This window comes from Pseudoalteromonas fuliginea, assembly GCF_000690055.1.
Lineage (GTDB): Bacteria > Pseudomonadota > Gammaproteobacteria > Enterobacterales > Alteromonadaceae > Pseudoalteromonas > Pseudoalteromonas fuliginea.
This window is the reverse complement of record NZ_JJNZ01000112.1, coordinates 1-19,780: the sequence shown is the minus strand read 5'-3', so window position 1 is coordinate 19,780 and position 19,780 is coordinate 1. Positions and strand designations below refer to the sequence as shown.

Genomic DNA, 19,780 nt, shown 5'->3' with positions numbered 1-19,780 from the left:
CACCCTTTATTTTTCGAGTCAACACTTAGTTTTAAACTTTCTTTTTAGAAGATTTAAAACCGAAGTTTTATTTAACTCTCTGAGTAGTTCGTGCCTCGCTATGCTTCGGCGTTTCCCGTCTCAGTGGGGTCGCATTATAGGGAGCGGCGGATTTTACGCAAGCGTTATTTGCATAAAATAGTAATTAAAATTAAGCCCCAAGCAAGCACACACGATAAGCACAAGTTACTCACAAAACCCTGTTGATAACTCTTGGTTTAAATAGCTAAACCATACTAAAGCTATTAATTAAAACCTTAAAAATGCAAAAAGCACCTTATGTAGGTGCTTCTCAAAAGTAATAGTTATTAGAATCTAGTATAAAATACTATATAACTTGCGACGATACTTAGCTGCAAGTGCGTCGCCATCAGGTAAAGAGGCAATAATGGCTAAAAAGCTTGGTTTTGCTTCGTTGAAGTTCAGATCTTTTTGTAGAACTGTAAACAGTACATCCAATGCTTCTTCTTTTCTGCCTGCTTCATTGAGTAAAATACTGAGCTCTTCTTTTAATTCTAAGTCATTTGGATACTTTTCTACTTGTTGTTGCTTTTCTTTAATCTCTGGTGAATCTTTTGCTTCAAGCGCGGCTTCGCATTTTGCTTTTATATTATTAAAGTAAGCATCTTGCTCTTGTGCATCTATTGTATTTATAAGCGCTTGCGCTTCATCTACCTTGTGAATTTGAATACATATGTCTGCTAGCACTAACTTGATACGTGCATTACCGCTGTCTATTTCATAAGCTTGCTTTGCATAATTAAATGCCGCATTTAAATCTGACTTTAATAACGCTTGCTTTGCTTGTTCTAATAGTAAGTCTTGTTGCGCAGGTAAATGCTTTGCGAGGGCTTCGCGTATTTGCGCTTCGCTTTGAACACCTGCAAGTAAATCTACTGGTGCGGAGTCTTTTAATAATACAAGCGTAGGCAGTGTTTGCAGACCAACTTGTTGCGCAAGTTGAGAAGCGAGTGCTTGTTCTGCATCGCAATCTAAGTTTGCTACTACTATATAGCTTGCATATTCTGCTGCTACTTTATCTAAAATTGCAGCCTGTCCGATGCAATCAGGACTTTGAGGAGAGAAAAAGTTAAGCAACACCAATTTTTGTTGTGATGTTTCACCGAGTACTTGTTGAAGGTTTTGCGCATTAATACTAACTATGTTGCTCATTGAATTGATTGCCATATTCGTCTATTTAGGTTTTTATATGGTGGTGAACATAATAATTACAAGTCATATACCTAAATCACTCGGTATACATATTCAACAATAAGGGAAAATATGAAATTAACTTACCTAAGTGCAATACTTTTATTAGCAAGCCCATTAGTACAAGCAAATGGACTCGATTTGAATTTAAGCAAAGCCATGCCAGCTATTGAAAAGTTTTACCTCGACTTACACCAATCCCCAGAGCTCTCTTATCACGAACAAAAAACAGGTAAAAAGATAGCAGATAGATTAACTCAGCTGGGTTTTAAAGTAACAAGTAATGTAGGTGGCTTTGGTGTAGTTGGTATTTATAAAAATGGTGAGGGGCCGACAATAATGATCCGCACTGATACTGATGGCTTACCTATTATTGAGCAAACAGGAAAATCCTATGCCTCAAAAGTCAAAGTAATAGATGAGCACGGTGCAAAAGTAGGTGTAATGCACGGCTGTGGCCACGATATCCACATGAGCTCTTTTATTGGAACTGCAGAGCAGTTAATTGCTCATAAAAAAAGTGGCAAGGTACATTAATGATGGTTGCACAGCCTGCAGAAGAAGTAGGTGGGGGTGCTAAAGCGATGTTAAGCGAAGGACTATTTAGTAAATATGCAAAACCTGATCATATAATTGCTTTACATGTAAGCGCTAGCGTCCCCGCTGGTAAGGTATCAATGAAAAATGAATACACGATGGCAAGTGTAGATTCTGTCGATATTACAATTAAAGGTAAAGGTGGTCATGGTGCTTATCCGCATACAACTATAGACCCAGTGGTTATAGCTGCACGCACTGTACTTGCTTTGCAAACAATCACAAGCCGAGAGCTTTCACCGCTTGAGCCTTCTGTTATTACTGTGGGGTCTATTCATGGTGGTTCAAAACATAATGTGATTTCGGATGAAGTAAAACTACAACTCACTCTTAGAAGCTATAACCCCGATGTAAGAAGCGCTCAAATAGCAGCAATAAAACGAATCACCGCAGGTATTGCACAAAGTGCTGGCTTAAATGAATCTAACTACCCTGTAATATATGTACATGAAGATGAATCTATTCCATCTACTTATAATAACCCTGCACAAACAGACATTGTTAGAAACTCTATTGCCAGCGCAATTGGCGATACTAATGTACTTGAAACACAGGCTGTAATGGCGGGTGAAGATTTTGGCCTATACGGACGCACCGATGAAAATATCCCTATTACCCTCTTTTGGCTAGGAGGCGTAAACCAAGCACAATATGCAGATTCAATAAAAACAGGTGAGGTACTCCCTTCTCTACACTCTAGTAAATTTGCACCTGATTATAAAGTTGCTATCCCTACTGGAATAAAAGCAATGAGTAACGCTGCTGTTGCCTTATTTAATAAGTAACCTGAGTTTAGGTTAAGTAATACCAATTCAACATTAAGCAATATGGTTTAATAAAATGGCTCTGTTGCTAACTAGCAACAGAGTTTTTTTTATAACTCGACTTTTTAAAGGTCGCTTTTCCACCTCGTTTAGCAAAACGTTTTTTAGGTGAGGTTTTTGGTAACTTCGCAAATGCATTGCTATCGCAGTTTGCTGCTAATTGAACAAACCCATTTAGGTCAGCAAGTAAAGGCTGTAAAAATTGCTGATAACTCATTGCCTGCTGTGCAATATCACCTAAGCTCGACTCCCACTTTGCGGTTAAATCAGGACTCGCTAAACCTTGTGGTAATACGCTAATAAGAGCAAGTCCCGTTTCGGTCGCTCTAATTGACTTACCTTCACGTTTTAAAAAACGCCGCTTAAATAGCAACTCGATTATTCCCGCACGTGTTGCCTCCGTACCTAAACCATCAGTGTCTTTTAATACTTTTTTAATTTGTGGATCTTTAACATAACGGCTAATGCCCGTCATCGCAGCCAATAATGTGGCATCGGTAAAATAAGCAGGGGGTGATGTATGCTTTTCGACTACTTCGCCTTTATCGCAAAAAAGAGGCATACCTTTTGTTAAAGGAGGTAGCGAGGCTTCATCTTTTAATTCAGATTTACCCATTAACACCTTAAAACCCAAGCTTACATCTTGCTTTGCATTTGCCTTAAAAAGCCCACCAGCAATAATTACCTCAGCTTTAGTTTCGTTATATATATAGTCGGGGTAAAACTGAATTAAGTAATGACGGCTTATTAATTGATATACCTTTGCTTCGTCACCGCTCAAACTCGCTGACTTTAACTGCTTAGCCGTAGGCACAATGGCATGATGGGCAGCCACTTTTGAATCGTTAAAACATTTACTACGCTTTTTTACATCAGCCCCGTTTACTAATTCACTGCTTTGCCCCCCATTTGCACTTATTGCCTTTAAAATAGCAGATGCTTCTTGATGGTGATCTTTGGGTAAATAACGATTATCTGAGCGCGGGTAAGTAATTAGTTTATGACGTTCGTAAAGTATTTGGCAAATATCCAATACTTTTTGAGCTGGCATACCAAATGCTTTAGCGGCATCTATTTGCAGAGCAGATAAATTATAAGGTAATGGAGCACTTTGCTTTTTTTGTTTTTGGTCGAGTGAAGTAAGCTCAGCACTTTGCTTTGTAATGCGTAAAGCAACATTTTCTGCAAGAGCTTTGTTAAGTATTCGCCCTTCTTCATCTTGATGTGGCTCACATGCTTTGCTTGGAACCCACTTAGCTATGAATGGTTGATTATCTGGAGTAAACAAATGCGCCAATACATCGTAAAAAGGCTTAGATACAAAATTCGCTATTTCGTTATCTCTATTAACAACAAGACCTAAAATAGGGGTTTGAACCCGCCCTACCGAAAGCACATTACCAAATCCTGCTTTTTGCCCAGCTAATGTATATGCACGCGTTAAATTCATACCAAATAACCAATCCGCACGAGAGCGCGCTAAAGCAGATACACTTAACGGAATAAAATCTCGATTAGAACGCATAACGCCCAGTGATTTTTTTACCGCAGATAAATTTAAATCACTAATGAGTAAACGTTGCGTACTTTGCTTTTTAGCCTGACTTATTTTAGCTTCTTCTATTACTTGGTCAACCAGAAGCTGGCCTTCGCGGTCTGGATCGCCAGCATGAATAAGTTGCGAAGCTTGTTTAATTAATTTTTTTAAAACAGTGAGCTGTTTGCGAGTTTTGGTTTTGGCTTTTAACTTCCACTGCTCAGGTATTATAGGTAAGTGATCAAACTGCCACTTTTTAAAGCGCTCATCATAATCATCAGGCTCTGCTTGTTCTAGTAAATGCCCAATACACCACGAGACACAATCACCGTTAGCAACTTCTATATAGCCATCGTGTTTTTTATGTGGTTTTGGTAACGCATCAGCAATAGCGCGTCCAAGTGAAGGTTTTTCTGCAATGTAGAGTTTCATAACTTGCTCACCACTGTTCATATAAACAGTAGTTTAGCACAGCTATTTTAAAGGAGGGGCTTTTTTATAACCATTACTGGTTATAACTTTATTATTTTTTATCACTAAATAAATCAGCGGAAGATAGCACACCACTATGGTGCCCGTATTAATTAAAGGTAAAAGCGTTTTATACATTAGCGTGCTATAAGATAAATCCCAAAGGTGGCGATCTACAACGCGAAAAAGTTGTAAAATTGGCGCTGTGATAACAACCAACTGACCTAACACACATTGCCATAAGTAAACCTTGTCTTTTATCCCAAGATAAGCAATTAAAGCCATCCAAGCAACGTCATTAAATGCCCAGACAAGATATCTATATATATAAATATCTTTATCAAACTCTCTTAAAGAATCGTATATAAGTGCACCAAATAAGAAAAATACACCTGTGACACATACAAATCGTAATGCTAAAAAATCTTTACGCAAATAGAAAATAACAATAGCTGGGATTAAAAATAAAACCCAGCTAAGTTCAAGAAATGCAATTACCTTATCAACCCATAAAGGCATTGTTATTCTTTCGTCTTATCATCATCTCCGCCACTACCATTTCCCGGCATATCGCTATACTTATATTTTTTATTCATGGGTACTCCATTACATTTGTTAAGATTTATTATCTTAAGTTAAAAAAACTGCTTTGCCAAGCGGTACTATCTTACATCAATTGGGGCTGACTCTTTTGCCTTACCTTGTAAAATAGAAATCTCTACACGCCTGTTACGACGGCGGTCTTCATCTGTATCATTTGGTACAAGAGGTCTTGTTTCAGCTCGCCCAACAACCATCATCCGAGTTTTGTCAAAGCCTTGTACTTTTTGTAATTCACTTGCAACAGCCACAGCACGTTTAGATGATAAATCCCAATTATTAACATACAGTTCATTCGACACCTGAAAATCATCGGTATGCCCTGAAACTGTAATCTCTCCTGGCACATCTTTTAAAAGAACACCGATATCTTGAATTATAGGTTTAAACTTAGGTTGTAAAAATGCACTACCTGAAGGAAAGGAACCGTTTTCTCTAATACGAATAATTATTTGCTGCCCTAAAGACTCAAGCTCTATTGCACCATCAATAATTTGCTTTTCAAGCTGCTGCGCGATTTTTTTAACAAGCTCGTTTGTTTGTTCTTGATCCGCTGCTGAAATAGCCTGCTCTGAAGATTTTTCCTGCGAAGTGCTCCGAGACTCACCACCACGTTTATCACCTCGTTGTTCTTGCCTGCCGCCAGCTGAACTTTCATCACCGGCTTGAAATTCAAGCATTTGCTGAGTCATTTCTACGGTTTGCTGCTGAATAGTTTCAATTGGTGTAGGTTCTGGTTTACCTGGCGTAAACTCCATTGCAATAACCGAGGTACCTTTGGGAATATCTTTTACTTCTATTTTGTTTTGTACACCGAAAGCAAACTTCATCGAGCCTGCTATTTGTTTAAATTTAAGTACATCCATTTCAGAAAATGCAAGCAAGAGTACAAAAAAGCACATCAGTAAAGACATTAAGTCGGCAAAGGTTCCCATCCAAGCAGGTAAACCAGGAGGTGGACATTTACACTCTTGCTCAGACATGGTTACTCCTCAGTATCAACTTTACGTTTTGATTCAGCTAAGTAGTTCTTCAAAATACCTTCAATCACTTTTGGATTTTGACCATCTTGGATACCTAAAACTGCATCTAAAATCAAACGTTGATTCATCGCCTCTTCGTCTTTACGAAGTTCCAATTTAACTTGAATAGGGATAGCCACTACGTTTGCTAAAAAGGCACCGTATAAGGTAGTTAATAGTGCAACAGCCATTGAAGGACCAATTGATTTTGGATCGTCCATATTCGATAACATAGCAACTAAACCAATAAGCGTACCAATCATACCCATTGCAGGAGCAATATCGGCCATCGCTTTAAATAAGCCTGCGCCCATTTCATGTCGTGTTGAAGTTAAAGTGATATCTTTTTGTAAGGTCGCTCTAACAACGTCAGCATCGTGACCATCAACTAGCATATCTACACCTTTACGCATAAATTGATTTGGTATTTCAGCTTCCTCAAGCGCCAGAAAACCGCCCTTTCGAGCTGAATCTGCAAGTTCAACCGCTTTTTCAATTAACTCTTCCGGCGATTCAATTTTAAACATAAAAGCTTTAGCGGCAACTTTACCTATCCCAAAAAATTGTCCCATGGTGTAATTAGATAAAACTATAAATATAGAGCCACCAAATACAATTACCACTGAAGGGGTATTGTAAAACATGGCCATTTCACCACTACTACTCATAAACATGGACATGACAATTAAGCCAATTGCGCCAAGGATCCCTATTATGGTTGCTAAATCCACATTACCTCCAGAGGTTTCATGCACTAAGGCCTTATTGTAAAACTTTTATTATTAACTGCTTATCGGCAACATGCTAAATTGCTTGAGTCATATATGAAAATAAACATAAAAAACAATTCCAAGATTATTTTTAAACAAAGTTACAATGTTAATATAACGATTAATCATTTAAATGATATCAGTATGACCGTAATTAAGGCTTTATTAATCCACATAAAGTAACATTTAGCCGTAATAGAAGAAAAAAACATATCATTCTTTGACCTAGTTTAGCATTCCCCCTAAAATTGGCTCCTAAATTTATCGAGTAAGCTGAAATAAGATGGCGACTAAAAAACCTGAAAACTTAAGTTTCGAACAAGCACTAGAAGAATTATCAATAATTGTTAGTGATATGGAACAAGGTGATTTATCGCTTGAGCAGTCATTGAAGCAGTTTGAACGCGGTATTGCTCTAGCTAACGCTTCATCTGGTAAACTCAAGCAAGCAGAACAAAAGGTATCTATTTTAATGGGTAATGGCGATAAATCAGTACTTACAAACTTTGATAATGATATGGAATAGCGGTGAGCATTAAAGAACATATTGAGCGTGCTCAAATAGACGTTGCATCAGCACTAAACCTTTATTTTGAACAAGCACTTGATAGTGATAGAGCAATAAAAGAAGCAACTCATTACAGTTTGTTTAATGGTGGAAAAAGGCTGCGCCCATTTTTAGTCTACGCAACAGGCAAAATATTAGGGGCAGACAAAAAAGATTTAGATATATTAGCAGCAGCTATTGAATGCATACACAGTTACTCGCTAGTACATGATGACTTACCTGCTATGGATGACGACGATCTGCGTCGTGGTCGACCAACTTGTCATATAGTTTATGGTGAAGCCCAAGCAATTTTAGCCGGCGATGCTCTTCAAACTTTAGCTTTTGAACTAATTGCTAAACATAGTTTTAACTGCTCTGCTCAAACACAGGTAAAAATGATAGCGGCACTCGCCCACGCATCAGGCCTTGAAGGAATGGTTTCAGGTCAAGGTTTAGATATTGCAGCCACTGATAAAATAATTACAGTACAAGAACTTGAGCGAATACATAAGCTAAAAACTGGCGCACTTATTAATTGCGCAATTACACTTGGTGCACTGTGCAGCGAAAATGTTGATGAACAAACCTTAGAAAACTTAAGCGTTTTTGGGTATGCTATAGGGCTTGCATTTCAAGTACACGACGACATTTTAGATGTTGAAGGCGATACGGTTACTTTAGGTAAACCACAAGGCTCCGATATTGCCGCGAATAAAGCGACATACCCTGCGTTATTAGGTATGCTAGGCGCTAAAGAAAAGGCACAAAACTTAATACAACAAGCCCATGAAGCGTTGGCAAATATAGATGCAGACACCACACTTCTTGCATCGCTGGCAAATTACCTAATTGAGCGTGACCACTAATTATTACTCATACGTATTGCAATTAACACTGACATTATTACTCAACATTAATTATTCGTAAAAGCTTTGGATTAATTAATGTTAGCGAAGGATATATATAAAACCATGACACTTGATAGTAGCAAGTATCCATTACTTAATTTGGTTGACGAGCCAGCCCAATTGCGTGATTTAGCGCAAGATAAACTCCCTGCATTTAGCAATGAGCTGCGCGATTATTTACTCAACTCAGTATCGCAAAGTAGCGGTCATCTAGCGTCTGGTTTAGGGACGGTTGAACTAACCGTTGCGCTGCATTATGTTTATAACACTCCAGACGATCGCCTAGTTTGGGATGTGGGTCATCAAGCTTATCCACATAAAATCCTTACAGGTCGTCGCGACCAAATGCACACTATTCGCCAAAAAGACGGTTTACACCCTTTTCCTTTTCGCGATGAAAGCCAATACGATACGTTTAGCGTAGGCCATTCAAGCACCTCTATTTCAGCTGCCTTAGGTATGTCTATTGCCGCCCAAAAAGAAGGCAAAGGTCGAAAATCTGTAGCCATTATTGGTGACGGAGCAATAACCGCAGGCATGGCATTTGAAGCGATGAATCATTTAGGTGATGTAAAATCAGACATGCTTATTATTTTAAATGATAACGAAATGTCGATTTCTGAAAATGTTGGCGCCTTAACAAATCACTTTGCCCGAATTTTATCAGGTAGCTTTTACACTAACATTCGTGAAGGTAGCAAAAAGTTACTCTCAGGCGTGCCTCCGGTAAAGCAACTTGCCAGTAAAATGGAAGAGCATATTAAAGGCATGATGATCCCAGGTACCTTCTTTGAAGAATTAGGCCTAAATTACATCGGCCCAATTGATGGTCACGATGTAAACATGCTTGTAGATACATTACGTAATATGCGTAATTTAAAAGGTCCGCAACTTTTACATATAAAAACGCAAAAAGGTAAGGGTTATAAACCAGCTGAAGCCGATCCGATTGGCTATCATGGCGTACCAAAATTTGACCCAAGCACAACTAGCTTACCTAAATCTAAACCTAGTGCAGCTACTTTTTCAAAAGTATTTGGCGATTGGTTATGCGATATGGCAGAGCAAGACAGCAATTTAATGGCGATTACGCCAGCAATGCGCGAAGGCTCAGGTATGGTGCGTTTTTCTAAAGAATTCCCTGACCAGTATTTTGATGTGGCCATTGCAGAGCAGCATGCTGTTACTTTAGCTGCTGGTTTTGCCTGTGAAGGTTTAAAGCCTGTTGTGGCTATTTACTCAAGCTTTTTACAACGTGCATATGACCAATTAATACATGATGTTGCACTGCAAAACTTACCTGTATTATTTGCCATTGACCGGGCAGGCATTGTTGGAGCCGATGGTGAAACTCACCAAGGTGCGTACGATTTAAGCTTTATGCGCTGTATTCCAAATATGGTCATTATGGCACCAAGCGACACTAACGAGTGTCGCCAAATGCTATACACCGGTTATAAAGCAAACTGCCCTGTTGCAGTTCGTTATCCTCGAGGTAGCGCAGGTACTGCAGACATTGAAAGCACTATGCAATTGCTTGAAATAGGCAAAGCAAATACGGTTAAACAAGGCAGAAAGATTGCCATTTTATCATTCGGTACATTACTTGAAAACGCACAGCTTGCCGCAAATGAATTAGATGCAACGCTTGTTAATATGCGTTTTATTAAACCACTTGATACTGCACTTTTAAATGAGCTTGCTACTAGCCACGATGTAATTGTTACGCTTGAAGATAACGCGATTGCTGGCGGTGCCGGCTCTGCAGTTAACGAATACTTCGCAACGCAAAAAGCTGATATTAATATCCTTAACTTAGGTATTCCTGATGAGTTTATTAAACACGGCACGCAAGATGAAATGCACGATGAAATGGGATTAGGCGAGCAAGGAATATTAACCGCGATTAAAACGTTTATTAATTAACTTCTATACATTTAAATGTAGAGCACATTAAAAAAGGAGCCTAGGCTCCTTTTTTAATGTCAAATATTACCCATCAGCTGATCAGCGCATCCACACTTTAATATCAGCTAGGCCATTACTTTGTAAAATACCTAATTGTTGGTCAACGTTAGAATTTTGCTCAAACTCAAATGCATCAAGCTGATCATCAAACGTAATGTTTGCAACACCATCGCCACCACGCTTTTTAACTTGGTGCAGTGCAATATCAGCTAAGTTAATAGATGTCTCCCAACTGATTACTTGCCCACCTAAAAGTGGTAACGGGTAGAAAGACCAACCAATTGACGCCATAATATTAGTACTTTTTCCATTCGGAAGCTGGAATGAATACTCTGCAACAGCTTGGCACAGCTCCGAAGCATAGCTATCTATTTTATTACATTTAAAATCACGCAGTAGGAGTAAAAATTCATCGCCACTCCAACGCGCTACGTAGTCGGATCCTTGTGTGCGAGAGTTAAGTAATGCTGCCATTTGCTGCAAACAGCTATCACCCGCTATTGGGCCATATGCATCGTTAATTCGACTAAAGTTATCAAAGTTGATTATTAGTAAAACAAGTGACTTACCCTGAGCTTGCAGCGATTGAGAATTACGTTGAAAGTGTTCGATATCTTTAGGCAATTGATCGAACAAAAATCGACGACTACGAAGCCCCGTAAGCTCGTCTGAATGACTTACTAGCTTGAGCTGTGAATTCACTTGATTAAGCTTATCATTAGCTTGACGTAACTCTAATGTACGTTCGGTGATCAATCCCTCGAGTGCTTCTTGCTTTCTGCGCTCTTGTGCTCTAAATACCCAAAAAACCAAGTAAAAAAACAAAATGAAGCCACTGGTGATCAACAATCTAAAATAAATAGTTTCATCAAAGCGCTCTGGCACAATAAAGCCGTATTCAGCTTCTTGTGCTTTACTCCAATCTTCACCTTGTCGCTTTGCTTCAAGCTGAAATAAAAACGACCCTGCTGGTAAGTTAGTATAAATAGCTTCTCTACGTGTATTTGCATAACGCCAATCGCTATCTAATCCACTTAGCTTATACCTAAATTCAATGCTGTTTGGTGCATAATAATCTATAGCCGTGTAGGTAAGCGTTATATCTCGCTCATCAGTTTCTAATGATGGTTTTTGACCTAAGGCTGCAGTTGTTAAATTACGTAATGGTGTGGTAATTGTTTCTACTTTTGGCTTCAATGACAACACGCCAAATAGCTCTACGTTTTTAGGGATCTCTACAATCCCTTGCAAACTAGGATACCAAATTGAACTGCCAATATTAGCAACTGCGTCATGGCCTAACCCACTACAACACTGATTAGCTTTACCATCGAGTTGACGATCAAATGAAGAAATAACTTCCTCTACTTTTAAGCTTTTAATATCTGCTTTGAATTGATCTACAGGCATCCTATAAACGCCTTTCATGGTGCTAACCCAAACATGTTTTAGCTTTTCATCGTATTCGAGGCTAAAAATTGATCCATATGGTAGACCATTAGCCGCATCAAGTTGACGCCATTGCCCTTGGGTACTTCTATAAAAAAGCCCATCGTTAAGAGAACCAATTAAAATACCTACACCATCAATATGCAGTACACTTGTTACATAAGCACTTTCTAAAGACGTTTGATCACCAATTTTTTCAATGCCACGCTCGGTAAAGTAATAGGCGCCTTTACTTGTACCTATCACACCAAAATTAGTTTTATCCAATACGTAAGTAATAAACTTACTACCTAAAAATGCATTATACGCAAACGGCGTTAGCCCCGCATAACCAAGACGATATAACCCCCGTCCAGTGCCAATCCAAAAACCACCTTTGCTTGAACGGCTTATAGCAAATACAGGGTTATCACGTAGCGCACGCCCTGGAACGGTATAAAGTGTATTATTCTCATAAACAAATAAACCTCTTCCTGTGGCTATATAGAGTCGCTCACCATCAAACTGTAAGTCATGGACTGACGATCGACTGTATTTACTACTAGGGATCAGATTTATAAAGCTTTTACTTAAATCAAAGTAACCAATACCACTTTTGTTAGCGACCCATAATTTACCATCAGGTGCTTGGCTTATTGCCATAACGGCCTCAGTCATCTCAGATACAGCTGAATGTCGTTCAACCCGCCCTTCATGCGCAAGCCATAAGCCTTCACTAAAGCTTGCTAGCCATACATTATTTTTATCATCACGAAAAATATCTGCAAACCAAATACTTTGATCTAGCTGGCTTGGCTCAACCCATTGCCATTCGCCTGACTTATCTCTAAATAATAAACGCCCGTAAGTCGAAACCCATAATCCACCATTGGTATCACTCATAAACTTATAAACAGCTGAATTATTAGCATTGGGTAAAGGAAATGGCCTTAGTTCATCATCTAAATCTAGAAAATATGCACCTAGTTCTGAAGCCAAGTATAAATTGCCGTTCAAAAATGATAAATCATGCACAATAGTTTGCGCTAAACGCTCTGGTAGCGATATTTTTGCAGTGAGCTCTAAACGTAATTTAGAAAAATCGGAGGCGTTTTTAGTAAGGCGTAACAAATGACGGTCATTAACCAGCCAAATACCTTCCGGAGAAAGTGCCATTTGACTAACTGAGCCGACAATTTGGGTGATTACTGTCGCATTGACAATAGGTAGTTGACCGCTAGCGTGAGTTTGCAAGTCAACTTGCCCTCTATCAACATAATACAAACCATTTGCTGCAATCCAGATACTGCCTTTAGAATCTTCTAAAATATCCCTTACAGGGCCTTTAATATTAAATTCTTGTGCTGCAAATGTTGCCGGGTTAATTACAACTAATCCGCTTTTAGTACCTATCCACAATAACCCGTTCGAATCGATTAAAAGTTTATTGATACCATTACTTGGTAAAAAATAACTATTTTGGGTACTATAGTTAGTAAATGTTGTTCCATCAAAACGGCTTAACCCAAACTGAGTACCCAGCCACATATAACCTTGCTGATCTTGCACTACACTTTTGAGTGATTGTGACGGCAAACCGTCTTTTATATTCCATTGCTTAACGACATAATCAGTAATTGAGGCCCAGCTTGGCGTCGCGCACAACATCAGTACACAAACCAGTAAAAATCGCATCATATTGCTGCCACCTAGTTAAACAATTCAAATATAAAAATTAAAAGGGTAGTAAACCCACTTTTATTAACGCTTGCAAACAAATAAGCGAAAAAATACCAGCCAATATATCATCAGCCATAATACCTAAACCGCCATGTACTCGTTTATCTAGCATACGTATTGGGCCTGGTTTTGCTATATCAAAAAAGCGAAATAACAAAAAGCCAACTAATAAACTCTGCCAGCTAAGCGCTGCGCCAATCATGGTAATGTAATAGCCAGCCACTTCATCCCATACAATTGCAGGATGGTCGTGCACGCCTAAATCATCAGCCGTTTTACCACATGCCCATATACCAAATATACTGATCACTACAGCAAACACAATTTGTAACCATAATGGATAGTACATTGTCATAAAAATAAATGGCAGTGCAGCAAAAGTACCAAATGTACCAGGCGCTTTAGGCGCAAGGCCTGTGCCAAACCCTAAACCAAAAAATTGGTGCGGACGCTTTAAATTAAACTTGCGGTTATTATTCAAACCTGCTCCTTTGCAAAATGCTCAAAGCCATGCTGCTCAAAATTAAACTCTTCACCATTGTATAAAAGCTCAATTTGGCCATCACCACTTTTAACTTGTCCTATACATACGGCATCTACACCATATTGACGTAGTTTTAAATCCAACATCCCTTTATTACTATCAGGAACAGTAAATAACAATTCGTAGTCATCGCCGTAGCTAAGAATAAACGGTAATTGCTGATCAAAATCAAGGCTCGATTTCATCGCATCTGATGTAGGAATACTTTCAACATTAATAACAGCACTTACTTGCGACATATCTAGAATATGGCCTAAATCAGCAATAAGACCGTCAGATACATCAATAGCCGATGATGCAAGTCCGCGTAAAACTTGGCCAGCTGCTACGCGTGGTGTTGGATAATCAAAACGTTTATTTACATATTTTAAATGTTCAGGCTCTATTTTAAAACCTTGCTTGCGCGATTCAATAGCTAAACCGGCATCCCCCAAAGGGCCTGTAACGTAAATCCAGTCGCCCACTTTAGCACCACTTCTGCGCAGAGCCTTCCCCTCGGGGATCGTCCCTTTTGCACAAATAGTAATCGTTAATGGGCCTTGCGTAGTGTCACCGCCAATAATTTGTACATTAAAGTACTCTGCAATTTCATGCATGCCTTCAGTAAATTCTTCAATCCACTGCGGATCTATACTTGGCAATGTGAGTGCAACCGAAACCCATGTTGGTTCAGCGCCCATTGCAGCTAAATCACTTAAATTCACAGCGAGTGCTCTATGACCTAATGCACGAGGGGAAATATCATCAAAAAAGTGCACGCCAGCAACAAGAGTATCTGTTGTAACGGCAAGTTGGCAATTTTGTGGAACAGAGACCAATGCGCAATCATCCCCTATTCCTAGGTTTACATCACGACGAGTGATACCGCGACCTTTAAAGTAGCGATTAATTAATTCAAATTCCTTCATACACAAAAAAGCCGACCTATGCCGGCTCTCCTTTTAACGGTTGTTTAACCAATCAATCTGAAATTTAAAATTCAGAGTGAATTGTTATTACTTGCGTAAATGCTTAACAGCTTTATCAAGTACACCGTTTACAAATTTATGGCTATCTTCAGCGCCAAAAATTTTGGCAAGCTCAATACCTTCGTTAATAGCAACTTTATAAGGTACGTCTTCACGGAACTTAAGCTCATAGCTGCTTAAACGTAAAATTGCACGCTCAACCATATCTAAGTCATCAAACGGACGTGTTAAATGTGGTGATACAGCTTCGTCTAGTTGCTTGTAATTTACAGCAACACCCGTCGCTAAATCTTTAAAGTATTCAACATCAATTTTAGTAACGTCTGTTTCGATCAACATTTGTTGTTCGATATCGGCAATTAGATTGCCACTTATTTGCCAAGAATAAACGGCTTGGAGTGCTAAGATACGTGCTTTACGTCTTGCTGCTGGTTTCACAAAAATTCCTTAAACTTAAATTTTATCTAACACATTAACCATTTCAAGCGCGCCTAAAGCAGCTTCGCCGCCTTTATTGCCCATTTTGGTGCCAGCACGCTCAATTGCTTGTTCAATGCTTTCTGTGGTTAATACGCCAAATGCAACCGGGATATCATACTCAAGTGATACTTGCGCAAGACCTTTGTTTGATTCGCCAGCAACTAGGTCAAAGTGTGGTGTACCACCTCTGATCACTACGCCTAATGCGATGATTGCATCATACTCTTTTTTTGCTGCAACGCGTTTAGCCGCTAAAGGTAATTCTACCGCGCCTGGTACATAAATAACGGTAATGTCGTCATCAGATACGCCACCAGTGCGTTTTAGCTCATCAACAGCACCTGCAAGGAGGCTGCTACCAATAAAGTCATTAAAACGAGAAATGACAATGGCAAACTTTTTGCCTGGAGCGTACTTATTACCTTCAATAATTTTCATTTGATAACCCTAAAAATAAGTTCAAGCGGTTGCGATTGCGCAAAAATTGCTGCGCATCATACCATAAAAATAAAATAATAGCCTAGTTTAAGCGTGATGCTTATTGTGGCTCAATGTAATCAACAACTTCTAAATGAAAGCCCGAAAGTGCATGGTACTTTTTAGGACGACTCATTAATCGCATTTGTTTAATTCCAAGATCGGCAAGTATTTGCGAGCCTACGCCAACAGTACGAGATGTACCTTTGAATTTACGTGGCGTAACGCTTTCGCCAGCATCAGCTGCCGCGAATGCTTTTACTGTTGCTTCTAATTCTTCAGTGCTTTCTTGCTTACCTAAAATAACTAAAGCACCTTCATTTTTAGCGATATAAGCCATTGCTTCAGAAAGGCTCCAACTACGGTCAGCACTTCTGTCCGAAAGTAGGATATCGTTAAAGGTACTTTGCAAATGTACACGTACATTTGTCGGTTCTTGCTCTTTTATATCGCCTTTAAGCAATACGTAGTGTAATTGGCCGTCAATTGTGTCTTTGTAAGTCACCAAATCAAACTCACCATGCTCTGTTGGTAACTTACATTTTGCTACTTGCTCAATTGTTGTTTCGTTTAAGTTGCGGTATTCGATTAAATCAGCAATGGTGCCAATTTTAATATCGTGCTCTTTCGCAAAAACTTCTAAATCAGGGCGACGCGCCATAGTGCCATCGGCATTAAGTATTTCAACAATAACAGATGATGCTTCCAGCCCCGCTAGACGCGCCAAATCACAGCCAGCTTCAGTATGTCCTGCGCGAGTTAATACGCCGCCAGGTTGTGCCATAATTGGAAAAATATGACCAGGCTGAACAATATCACTTGGTACTGCGCCTTTAGCTATCGCCGCTTGCACTGTACGCGCTCTATCTGCTGCTGAAATACCTGTAGTAACACCCTTTGATGCTTCTATCGACATTGTAAAGTTAGTCGAAAATGCAGCTCCATTGTTTTTAACCATTAACGGTAAATCAAGTTGCTCGCAACGCTCTTGCGTCATGGTTAAACAAATTAAACCACGGCCATGAGTCGCCATAAAATTAATCGCTTGTGCACTAATATGCTCAGCAGCTATTATTAAATCGCCTTCATTTTCTCTATCTTCATCATCCATTAAAATAACCATTTTACCGGCTTTAATATCGTCGATGATTTCTTGTGCGCTGTGTAAATTCATAAATTTGCTCGTGTAAGTTGTCAGTTTCGTTATTTAATAAAACCCGCTTTAGCGAGTAAGCTCATCGAAATATCAGAGCCCGTTGGTTGCTCTGCACCTTTTATAAGGCGCTCTAAATAACGTGCAATTTGATCGACTTCTAAATTAACTTGAGTGCCTACTTTAAAATGAGCAATTGTGGTTTGCTCACTCGTATGTGGGACAATTGTTAATTTGAATTTATTACCTTCTACAGCGTTTACTGTCAGGCTTATACCATCAATACATACCGAACCTTTGTAAGGAATGTATTTCATTAAATTTTCTTCGGTTGTAAGCCAATACTCTGTTGCTCGAGCGTTTGCTGTAATGCTTGTAATCGTTGCTATGCCATCAACATGGCCAGATACTAAATGACCGCCTAAACGCGAAACAGGTTGCATGGCTTTTTCAAGATTCACCGTTTGCCCTAAAGCATAGTGAGCAAAACCGGTTAAACCAATCGTCTCGTTAGATAAATCAGCACTAAAACCGTCAATATGTTTATCAACTACGGTTAAGCAAACGCCATTGGTTGCAATGCTGTCGCCTAGCTTTACGTCTTTCATATCAAGGTCAGCACTTTGGATACGAATGGCTAAGTCGCCTTGTTTTTTTTGTAATAAAGCAATTTTGCCTGTGGCTTCTATTATCCCAGTAAACATAGCGCTACTCTTTTTATTAAGTGATTTTAATGAGTTTTTAACGCGGTGATACGTAAGTCGTCACCAATGCGCGCACATTCATTAAATGTTAAATCAACGGTGTTTTGCATACTCGTCAATTCAGGAAAATTAACTAAACTTTTTGCATCATGGCCCATTAGTTTAGGCGCTAAATAAAAAACAAACTCGTCAACTAAATTAAGCTCTGTCATTTTACCAGCAAGTGTTGCGCCAGCTTCAAGCCAAACATTATTAAACTGCAGTTGCCCAAGTTTTTCTAAAACGGCTTGTAAATCAACTTTACCGTTACTTTCACTGACTTCAATATGCTTTACAAAATGCGGCCATTGCAATGATTTATCAACCTTAATGGTAAATATAATTACATCACTTTGGATTTCAAATAAAGCAAGGTCAGGTGTTAAACGGTTTTGAGAGTCAATTATAACACGCACGGGCTGGCGAAGCGGCAAATCAGTAGGCAGTGTGCAAGGCAGCTCACTTAGTCGCACATTAAGTTTAGCATCATCGACTAACACGGTATCGGCACCGGTTAAAATAGCGCAGCTTTTCGCTCGGTATAATTGTACGTCTTGTCGAGCAGCAGGACTTGTGATCCACTTACTTTGCCCATTTTTAAGCGCTGTTTTACCATCAATACTTGCTGCCATTTTACAGGTCACATAAGGTAAGCCTTGTTCCATACGCTTAAAAAAGCCAACGTTAAGTGCCCGCGCTTGTGATTCAAGTAACCCATAAGCAACGTCAATACCGGCGTCGCTCAATATTTTAAGGCCTTTGCCTGCAACTTGTGGGTTTGTATCAACCATAGCGGCAATTACTTTTACTACGCCCGCCTTTTTTAAGCCTTCAGCGCACGGTGGCGTACGCCCATAATGACTACACGGTTCAAGCGTTACATAAGCCGTTGCACCTTGTGCATTTTTTCCAGCGATTGCCAGTGCATTTACTTCAGCATGACCTTGACCTGCTAATTGATGAAAACCCTCACCAATTATTTGATTATTTTTAACTAATACACAGCCAACATTAGGGTTAGGCGTGGTAGTAAACCGGCCTTTTTTGGCAAGTTCTATGGCACGTGCCATATACATTTCGTCATGTTCAGTAAAAGTAGTTTGGCTTTGCATTGTTACTCCCCTAAGCGGGCAATTTCTTCGCCAAATTCACGTATGTCTTCAAACGAGCGATATACAGAGGCAAATCTTACATATGCTACTTTATCGAGCTTTTTGAGGGCTTCCATAATGCATTCACCCACCAAGTGGCTTGAAATTTCTCGCTCGCCTGTAGCACGCAACTGCGATTTTATTATATTCACTACTTCGTCTACTTGCTCTGTGCTCACTGGGCGTTTTTCGAGTGCGCGATTTAAGCCATTTAATAATTTATCTTCGTTAAATGGTTCGCGGCTGCCGTCTTGTTTAATAACACGAGGCATAACCAGTTCAGCGCCCTCAAATGTAGTAAAGCGCTCGTGGCAGTCGTTGCACTCACGGCGCCTGCGAACTTGATGGCCTCCACCAACAAGGCGTGAGTCAATAACTTTAGTATCTTTTGCGGTACAAAATGGACAATGCATAGCTCGGTACTTCCGTTTTAAAACAAAAAAGACCGCTAAATAGCGGTCTTTTATCTTAGCAAAAAAATAGGGCCTGTTGACCTTTCAGGATTAAATTTGTTCTATCTAGGGGCGATTTAATCGCGGCGCGAGGTTTGTAACCTAGTGGGCTAAGTAAAAACCGAGCAACAAAGAGTTAATCGCCC

General features: G+C 39.4%; 17 protein-coding genes and 1 pseudogene. 4 read left to right on the top strand and 14 right to left on the bottom strand.

What is annotated here, in order from left to right:
- Positions 1-354: 354 nt before the first annotated feature.
- Positions 355-1,212 (bottom strand): tetratricopeptide repeat protein, encoded by an 858-nt coding sequence (locus DC53_RS00645; RefSeq protein ID WP_024597192.1) that lies wholly within the window; start codon positions 1,210-1,212, stop codon positions 355-357.
- Between the two features lie 111 nt (positions 1,213-1,323).
- Between DC53_RS00645 and DC53_RS0120840 the strand changes: the two are divergent.
- A pseudogene (locus tag DC53_RS0120840) lies at positions 1,324-2,633 on the top strand (M20 metallopeptidase family protein).
- Positions 2,634-2,700: 67 nt separating this feature from the next.
- On the opposite strand, the gene DC53_RS00650 reads toward DC53_RS0120840, so the two are convergent.
- The 4 genes from DC53_RS00650 to pomA form a co-directional block, all read right to left on the bottom strand.
- Positions 2,701-4,641: a DNA topoisomerase III gene (locus DC53_RS00650; protein ID WP_033032254.1), complete on the bottom strand. Its 1,941-nt coding sequence runs from the start codon at positions 4,639-4,641 to the stop codon at positions 2,701-2,703.
- 42 nt (positions 4,642-4,683) lie between these two features.
- On the bottom strand, positions 4,684-5,199 hold the full coding sequence (locus DC53_RS00655) for a hypothetical protein (RefSeq protein ID WP_033032251.1): 516 nt from the start codon (positions 5,197-5,199) through the stop codon (positions 4,684-4,686).
- A 143-nt stretch (positions 5,200-5,342) separates the two neighbouring features.
- Positions 5,343-6,263 carry a flagellar motor protein MotB gene (locus DC53_RS00660; RefSeq protein ID WP_007377460.1) on the bottom strand — a complete coding sequence of 307 codons (921 nt, stop codon included), beginning with the start codon at positions 6,261-6,263 and terminating at the stop codon, positions 5,343-5,345.
- A 2-nt stretch (positions 6,264-6,265) separates the two neighbouring features.
- Positions 6,266-7,033, bottom strand: a complete 768-nt coding sequence (gene pomA / locus DC53_RS00665) for a flagellar motor protein PomA (protein ID WP_007377461.1) — start codon at positions 7,031-7,033, stop codon at positions 6,266-6,268.
- 322 nt (positions 7,034-7,355) lie between these two features.
- On the opposite strand from pomA, the gene DC53_RS00670 reads away from it, so the two are divergent.
- The 3 genes from DC53_RS00670 to dxs all read left to right on the top strand — a co-directional run bounded on the left by DC53_RS00670 (position 7,356) and on the right by dxs (position 10,456).
- Positions 7,356-7,598, top strand: coding sequence for an exodeoxyribonuclease VII small subunit (locus DC53_RS00670; RefSeq protein ID WP_008137959.1), 243 nt, complete (start codon positions 7,356-7,358; stop codon positions 7,596-7,598).
- 2 nt (positions 7,599-7,600) lie between these two features.
- Positions 7,601-8,488 carry a (2E,6E)-farnesyl diphosphate synthase gene (ispA, locus tag DC53_RS00675; RefSeq protein ID WP_007377463.1) on the top strand — a complete coding sequence of 296 codons (888 nt, stop codon included), beginning with the start codon at positions 7,601-7,603 and terminating at the stop codon, positions 8,486-8,488.
- A gap of 105 nt (positions 8,489-8,593) precedes the next feature.
- The gene (dxs, locus tag DC53_RS00680; RefSeq protein WP_007377464.1) at positions 8,594-10,456 is read left to right on the top strand and encodes a 1-deoxy-D-xylulose-5-phosphate synthase; all 1,863 of its coding nucleotides are present in this window, start codon (positions 8,594-8,596) and stop codon (positions 10,454-10,456) included.
- Between the two features lie 81 nt (positions 10,457-10,537).
- Here dxs and DC53_RS00685 read toward each other — a convergent pair whose 3' ends face one another.
- From DC53_RS00685 to nrdR, 9 genes are all read right to left on the bottom strand, one after another.
- Positions 10,538-13,624 carry a ligand-binding sensor domain-containing diguanylate cyclase gene (locus DC53_RS00685; protein ID WP_007377465.1) on the bottom strand — a complete coding sequence of 1,029 codons (3,087 nt, stop codon included), beginning with the start codon at positions 13,622-13,624 and terminating at the stop codon, positions 10,538-10,540.
- Between the two features lie 37 nt (positions 13,625-13,661).
- On the bottom strand, positions 13,662-14,147 hold the full coding sequence (locus DC53_RS00690) for a phosphatidylglycerophosphatase A family protein (protein WP_007377466.1): 486 nt from the start codon (positions 14,145-14,147) through the stop codon (positions 13,662-13,664).
- Entirely contained in the window at positions 14,144-15,118 is a 975-nt protein-coding gene (gene thiL / locus DC53_RS00695) for a thiamine-phosphate kinase (RefSeq protein WP_033032249.1), read from the bottom strand. The genes DC53_RS00690 and thiL overlap by 4 nt, the downstream gene beginning before the upstream one ends.
- Positions 15,119-15,205: 87 nt before the next feature.
- Positions 15,206-15,616, bottom strand: coding sequence for a transcription antitermination factor NusB (gene nusB, locus DC53_RS00700; protein ID WP_002961751.1), 411 nt, complete (start codon positions 15,614-15,616; stop codon positions 15,206-15,208).
- 15 nt (positions 15,617-15,631) lie between these two features.
- The gene (gene ribH / locus DC53_RS00705) at positions 15,632-16,096 is read right to left on the bottom strand and encodes a 6,7-dimethyl-8-ribityllumazine synthase (protein ID WP_002961753.1); all 465 of its coding nucleotides are present in this window, start codon (positions 16,094-16,096) and stop codon (positions 15,632-15,634) included.
- A gap of 100 nt (positions 16,097-16,196) precedes the next feature.
- Positions 16,197-17,309, bottom strand: coding sequence for a bifunctional 3,4-dihydroxy-2-butanone-4-phosphate synthase/GTP cyclohydrolase II (ribBA, locus tag DC53_RS00710; RefSeq protein ID WP_033032247.1), 1,113 nt, complete (start codon positions 17,307-17,309; stop codon positions 16,197-16,199).
- Between the two features lie 29 nt (positions 17,310-17,338).
- Positions 17,339-17,992 carry a riboflavin synthase gene (locus DC53_RS00715; protein ID WP_033032244.1) on the bottom strand — a complete coding sequence of 218 codons (654 nt, stop codon included), beginning with the start codon at positions 17,990-17,992 and terminating at the stop codon, positions 17,339-17,341.
- A gap of 26 nt (positions 17,993-18,018) precedes the next feature.
- Positions 18,019-19,143 carry a bifunctional diaminohydroxyphosphoribosylaminopyrimidine deaminase/5-amino-6-(5-phosphoribosylamino)uracil reductase RibD gene (gene ribD / locus DC53_RS00720; protein ID WP_033032242.1) on the bottom strand — a complete coding sequence of 375 codons (1,125 nt, stop codon included), beginning with the start codon at positions 19,141-19,143 and terminating at the stop codon, positions 18,019-18,021.
- A 2-nt stretch (positions 19,144-19,145) separates the two neighbouring features.
- The gene (gene nrdR / locus DC53_RS00725) at positions 19,146-19,595 is read right to left on the bottom strand and encodes a transcriptional regulator NrdR (protein ID WP_002961761.1); all 450 of its coding nucleotides are present in this window, start codon (positions 19,593-19,595) and stop codon (positions 19,146-19,148) included.
- Between the last annotated feature and the right edge of the window lie 185 nt (positions 19,596-19,780).

Coding starts and splice junctions, on each gene's coding strand:
- thiL (WP_033032249.1), bottom strand. CDS start 15,118: ATGAAGGAATTTGAATTAATTAATCGCTACTTTAAAGGTCGCGGTATC.
- DC53_RS00715 (WP_033032244.1), bottom strand. CDS start 17,992: ATGTTTACTGGGATAATAGAAGCCACAGGCAAAATTGCTTTATTACAA.
- ribBA (WP_033032247.1), bottom strand. CDS start 17,309: ATGAATTTACACAGCGCACAAGAAATCATCGACGATATTAAAGCCGGT.
- DC53_RS00645 (WP_024597192.1), bottom strand. CDS start 1,212: ATGAGCAACATAGTTAGTATTAATGCGCAAAACCTTCAACAAGTACTC.
- DC53_RS00655 (WP_033032251.1), bottom strand. CDS start 5,199: ATGCCTTTATGGGTTGATAAGGTAATTGCATTTCTTGAACTTAGCTGG.
- nrdR (WP_002961761.1), bottom strand. CDS start 19,595: ATGCATTGTCCATTTTGTACCGCAAAAGATACTAAAGTTATTGACTCA.
- ribH (WP_002961753.1), bottom strand. CDS start 16,096: ATGAAAATTATTGAAGGTAATAAGTACGCTCCAGGCAAAAAGTTTGCC.
- DC53_RS00685 (WP_007377465.1), bottom strand. CDS start 13,624: ATGATGCGATTTTTACTGGTTTGTGTACTGATGTTGTGCGCGACGCCA.
- DC53_RS00670 (WP_008137959.1), top strand. CDS start 7,356: ATGGCGACTAAAAAACCTGAAAACTTAAGTTTCGAACAAGCACTAGAA.
- DC53_RS00650 (WP_033032254.1), bottom strand. CDS start 4,641: ATGAAACTCTACATTGCAGAAAAACCTTCACTTGGACGCGCTATTGCT.
- DC53_RS00660 (WP_007377460.1), bottom strand. CDS start 6,263: ATGTCTGAGCAAGAGTGTAAATGTCCACCTCCTGGTTTACCTGCTTGG.
- dxs (WP_007377464.1), top strand. CDS start 8,594: ATGACACTTGATAGTAGCAAGTATCCATTACTTAATTTGGTTGACGAG.
- ribD (WP_033032242.1), bottom strand. CDS start 19,143: ATGCAAAGCCAAACTACTTTTACTGAACATGACGAAATGTATATGGCA.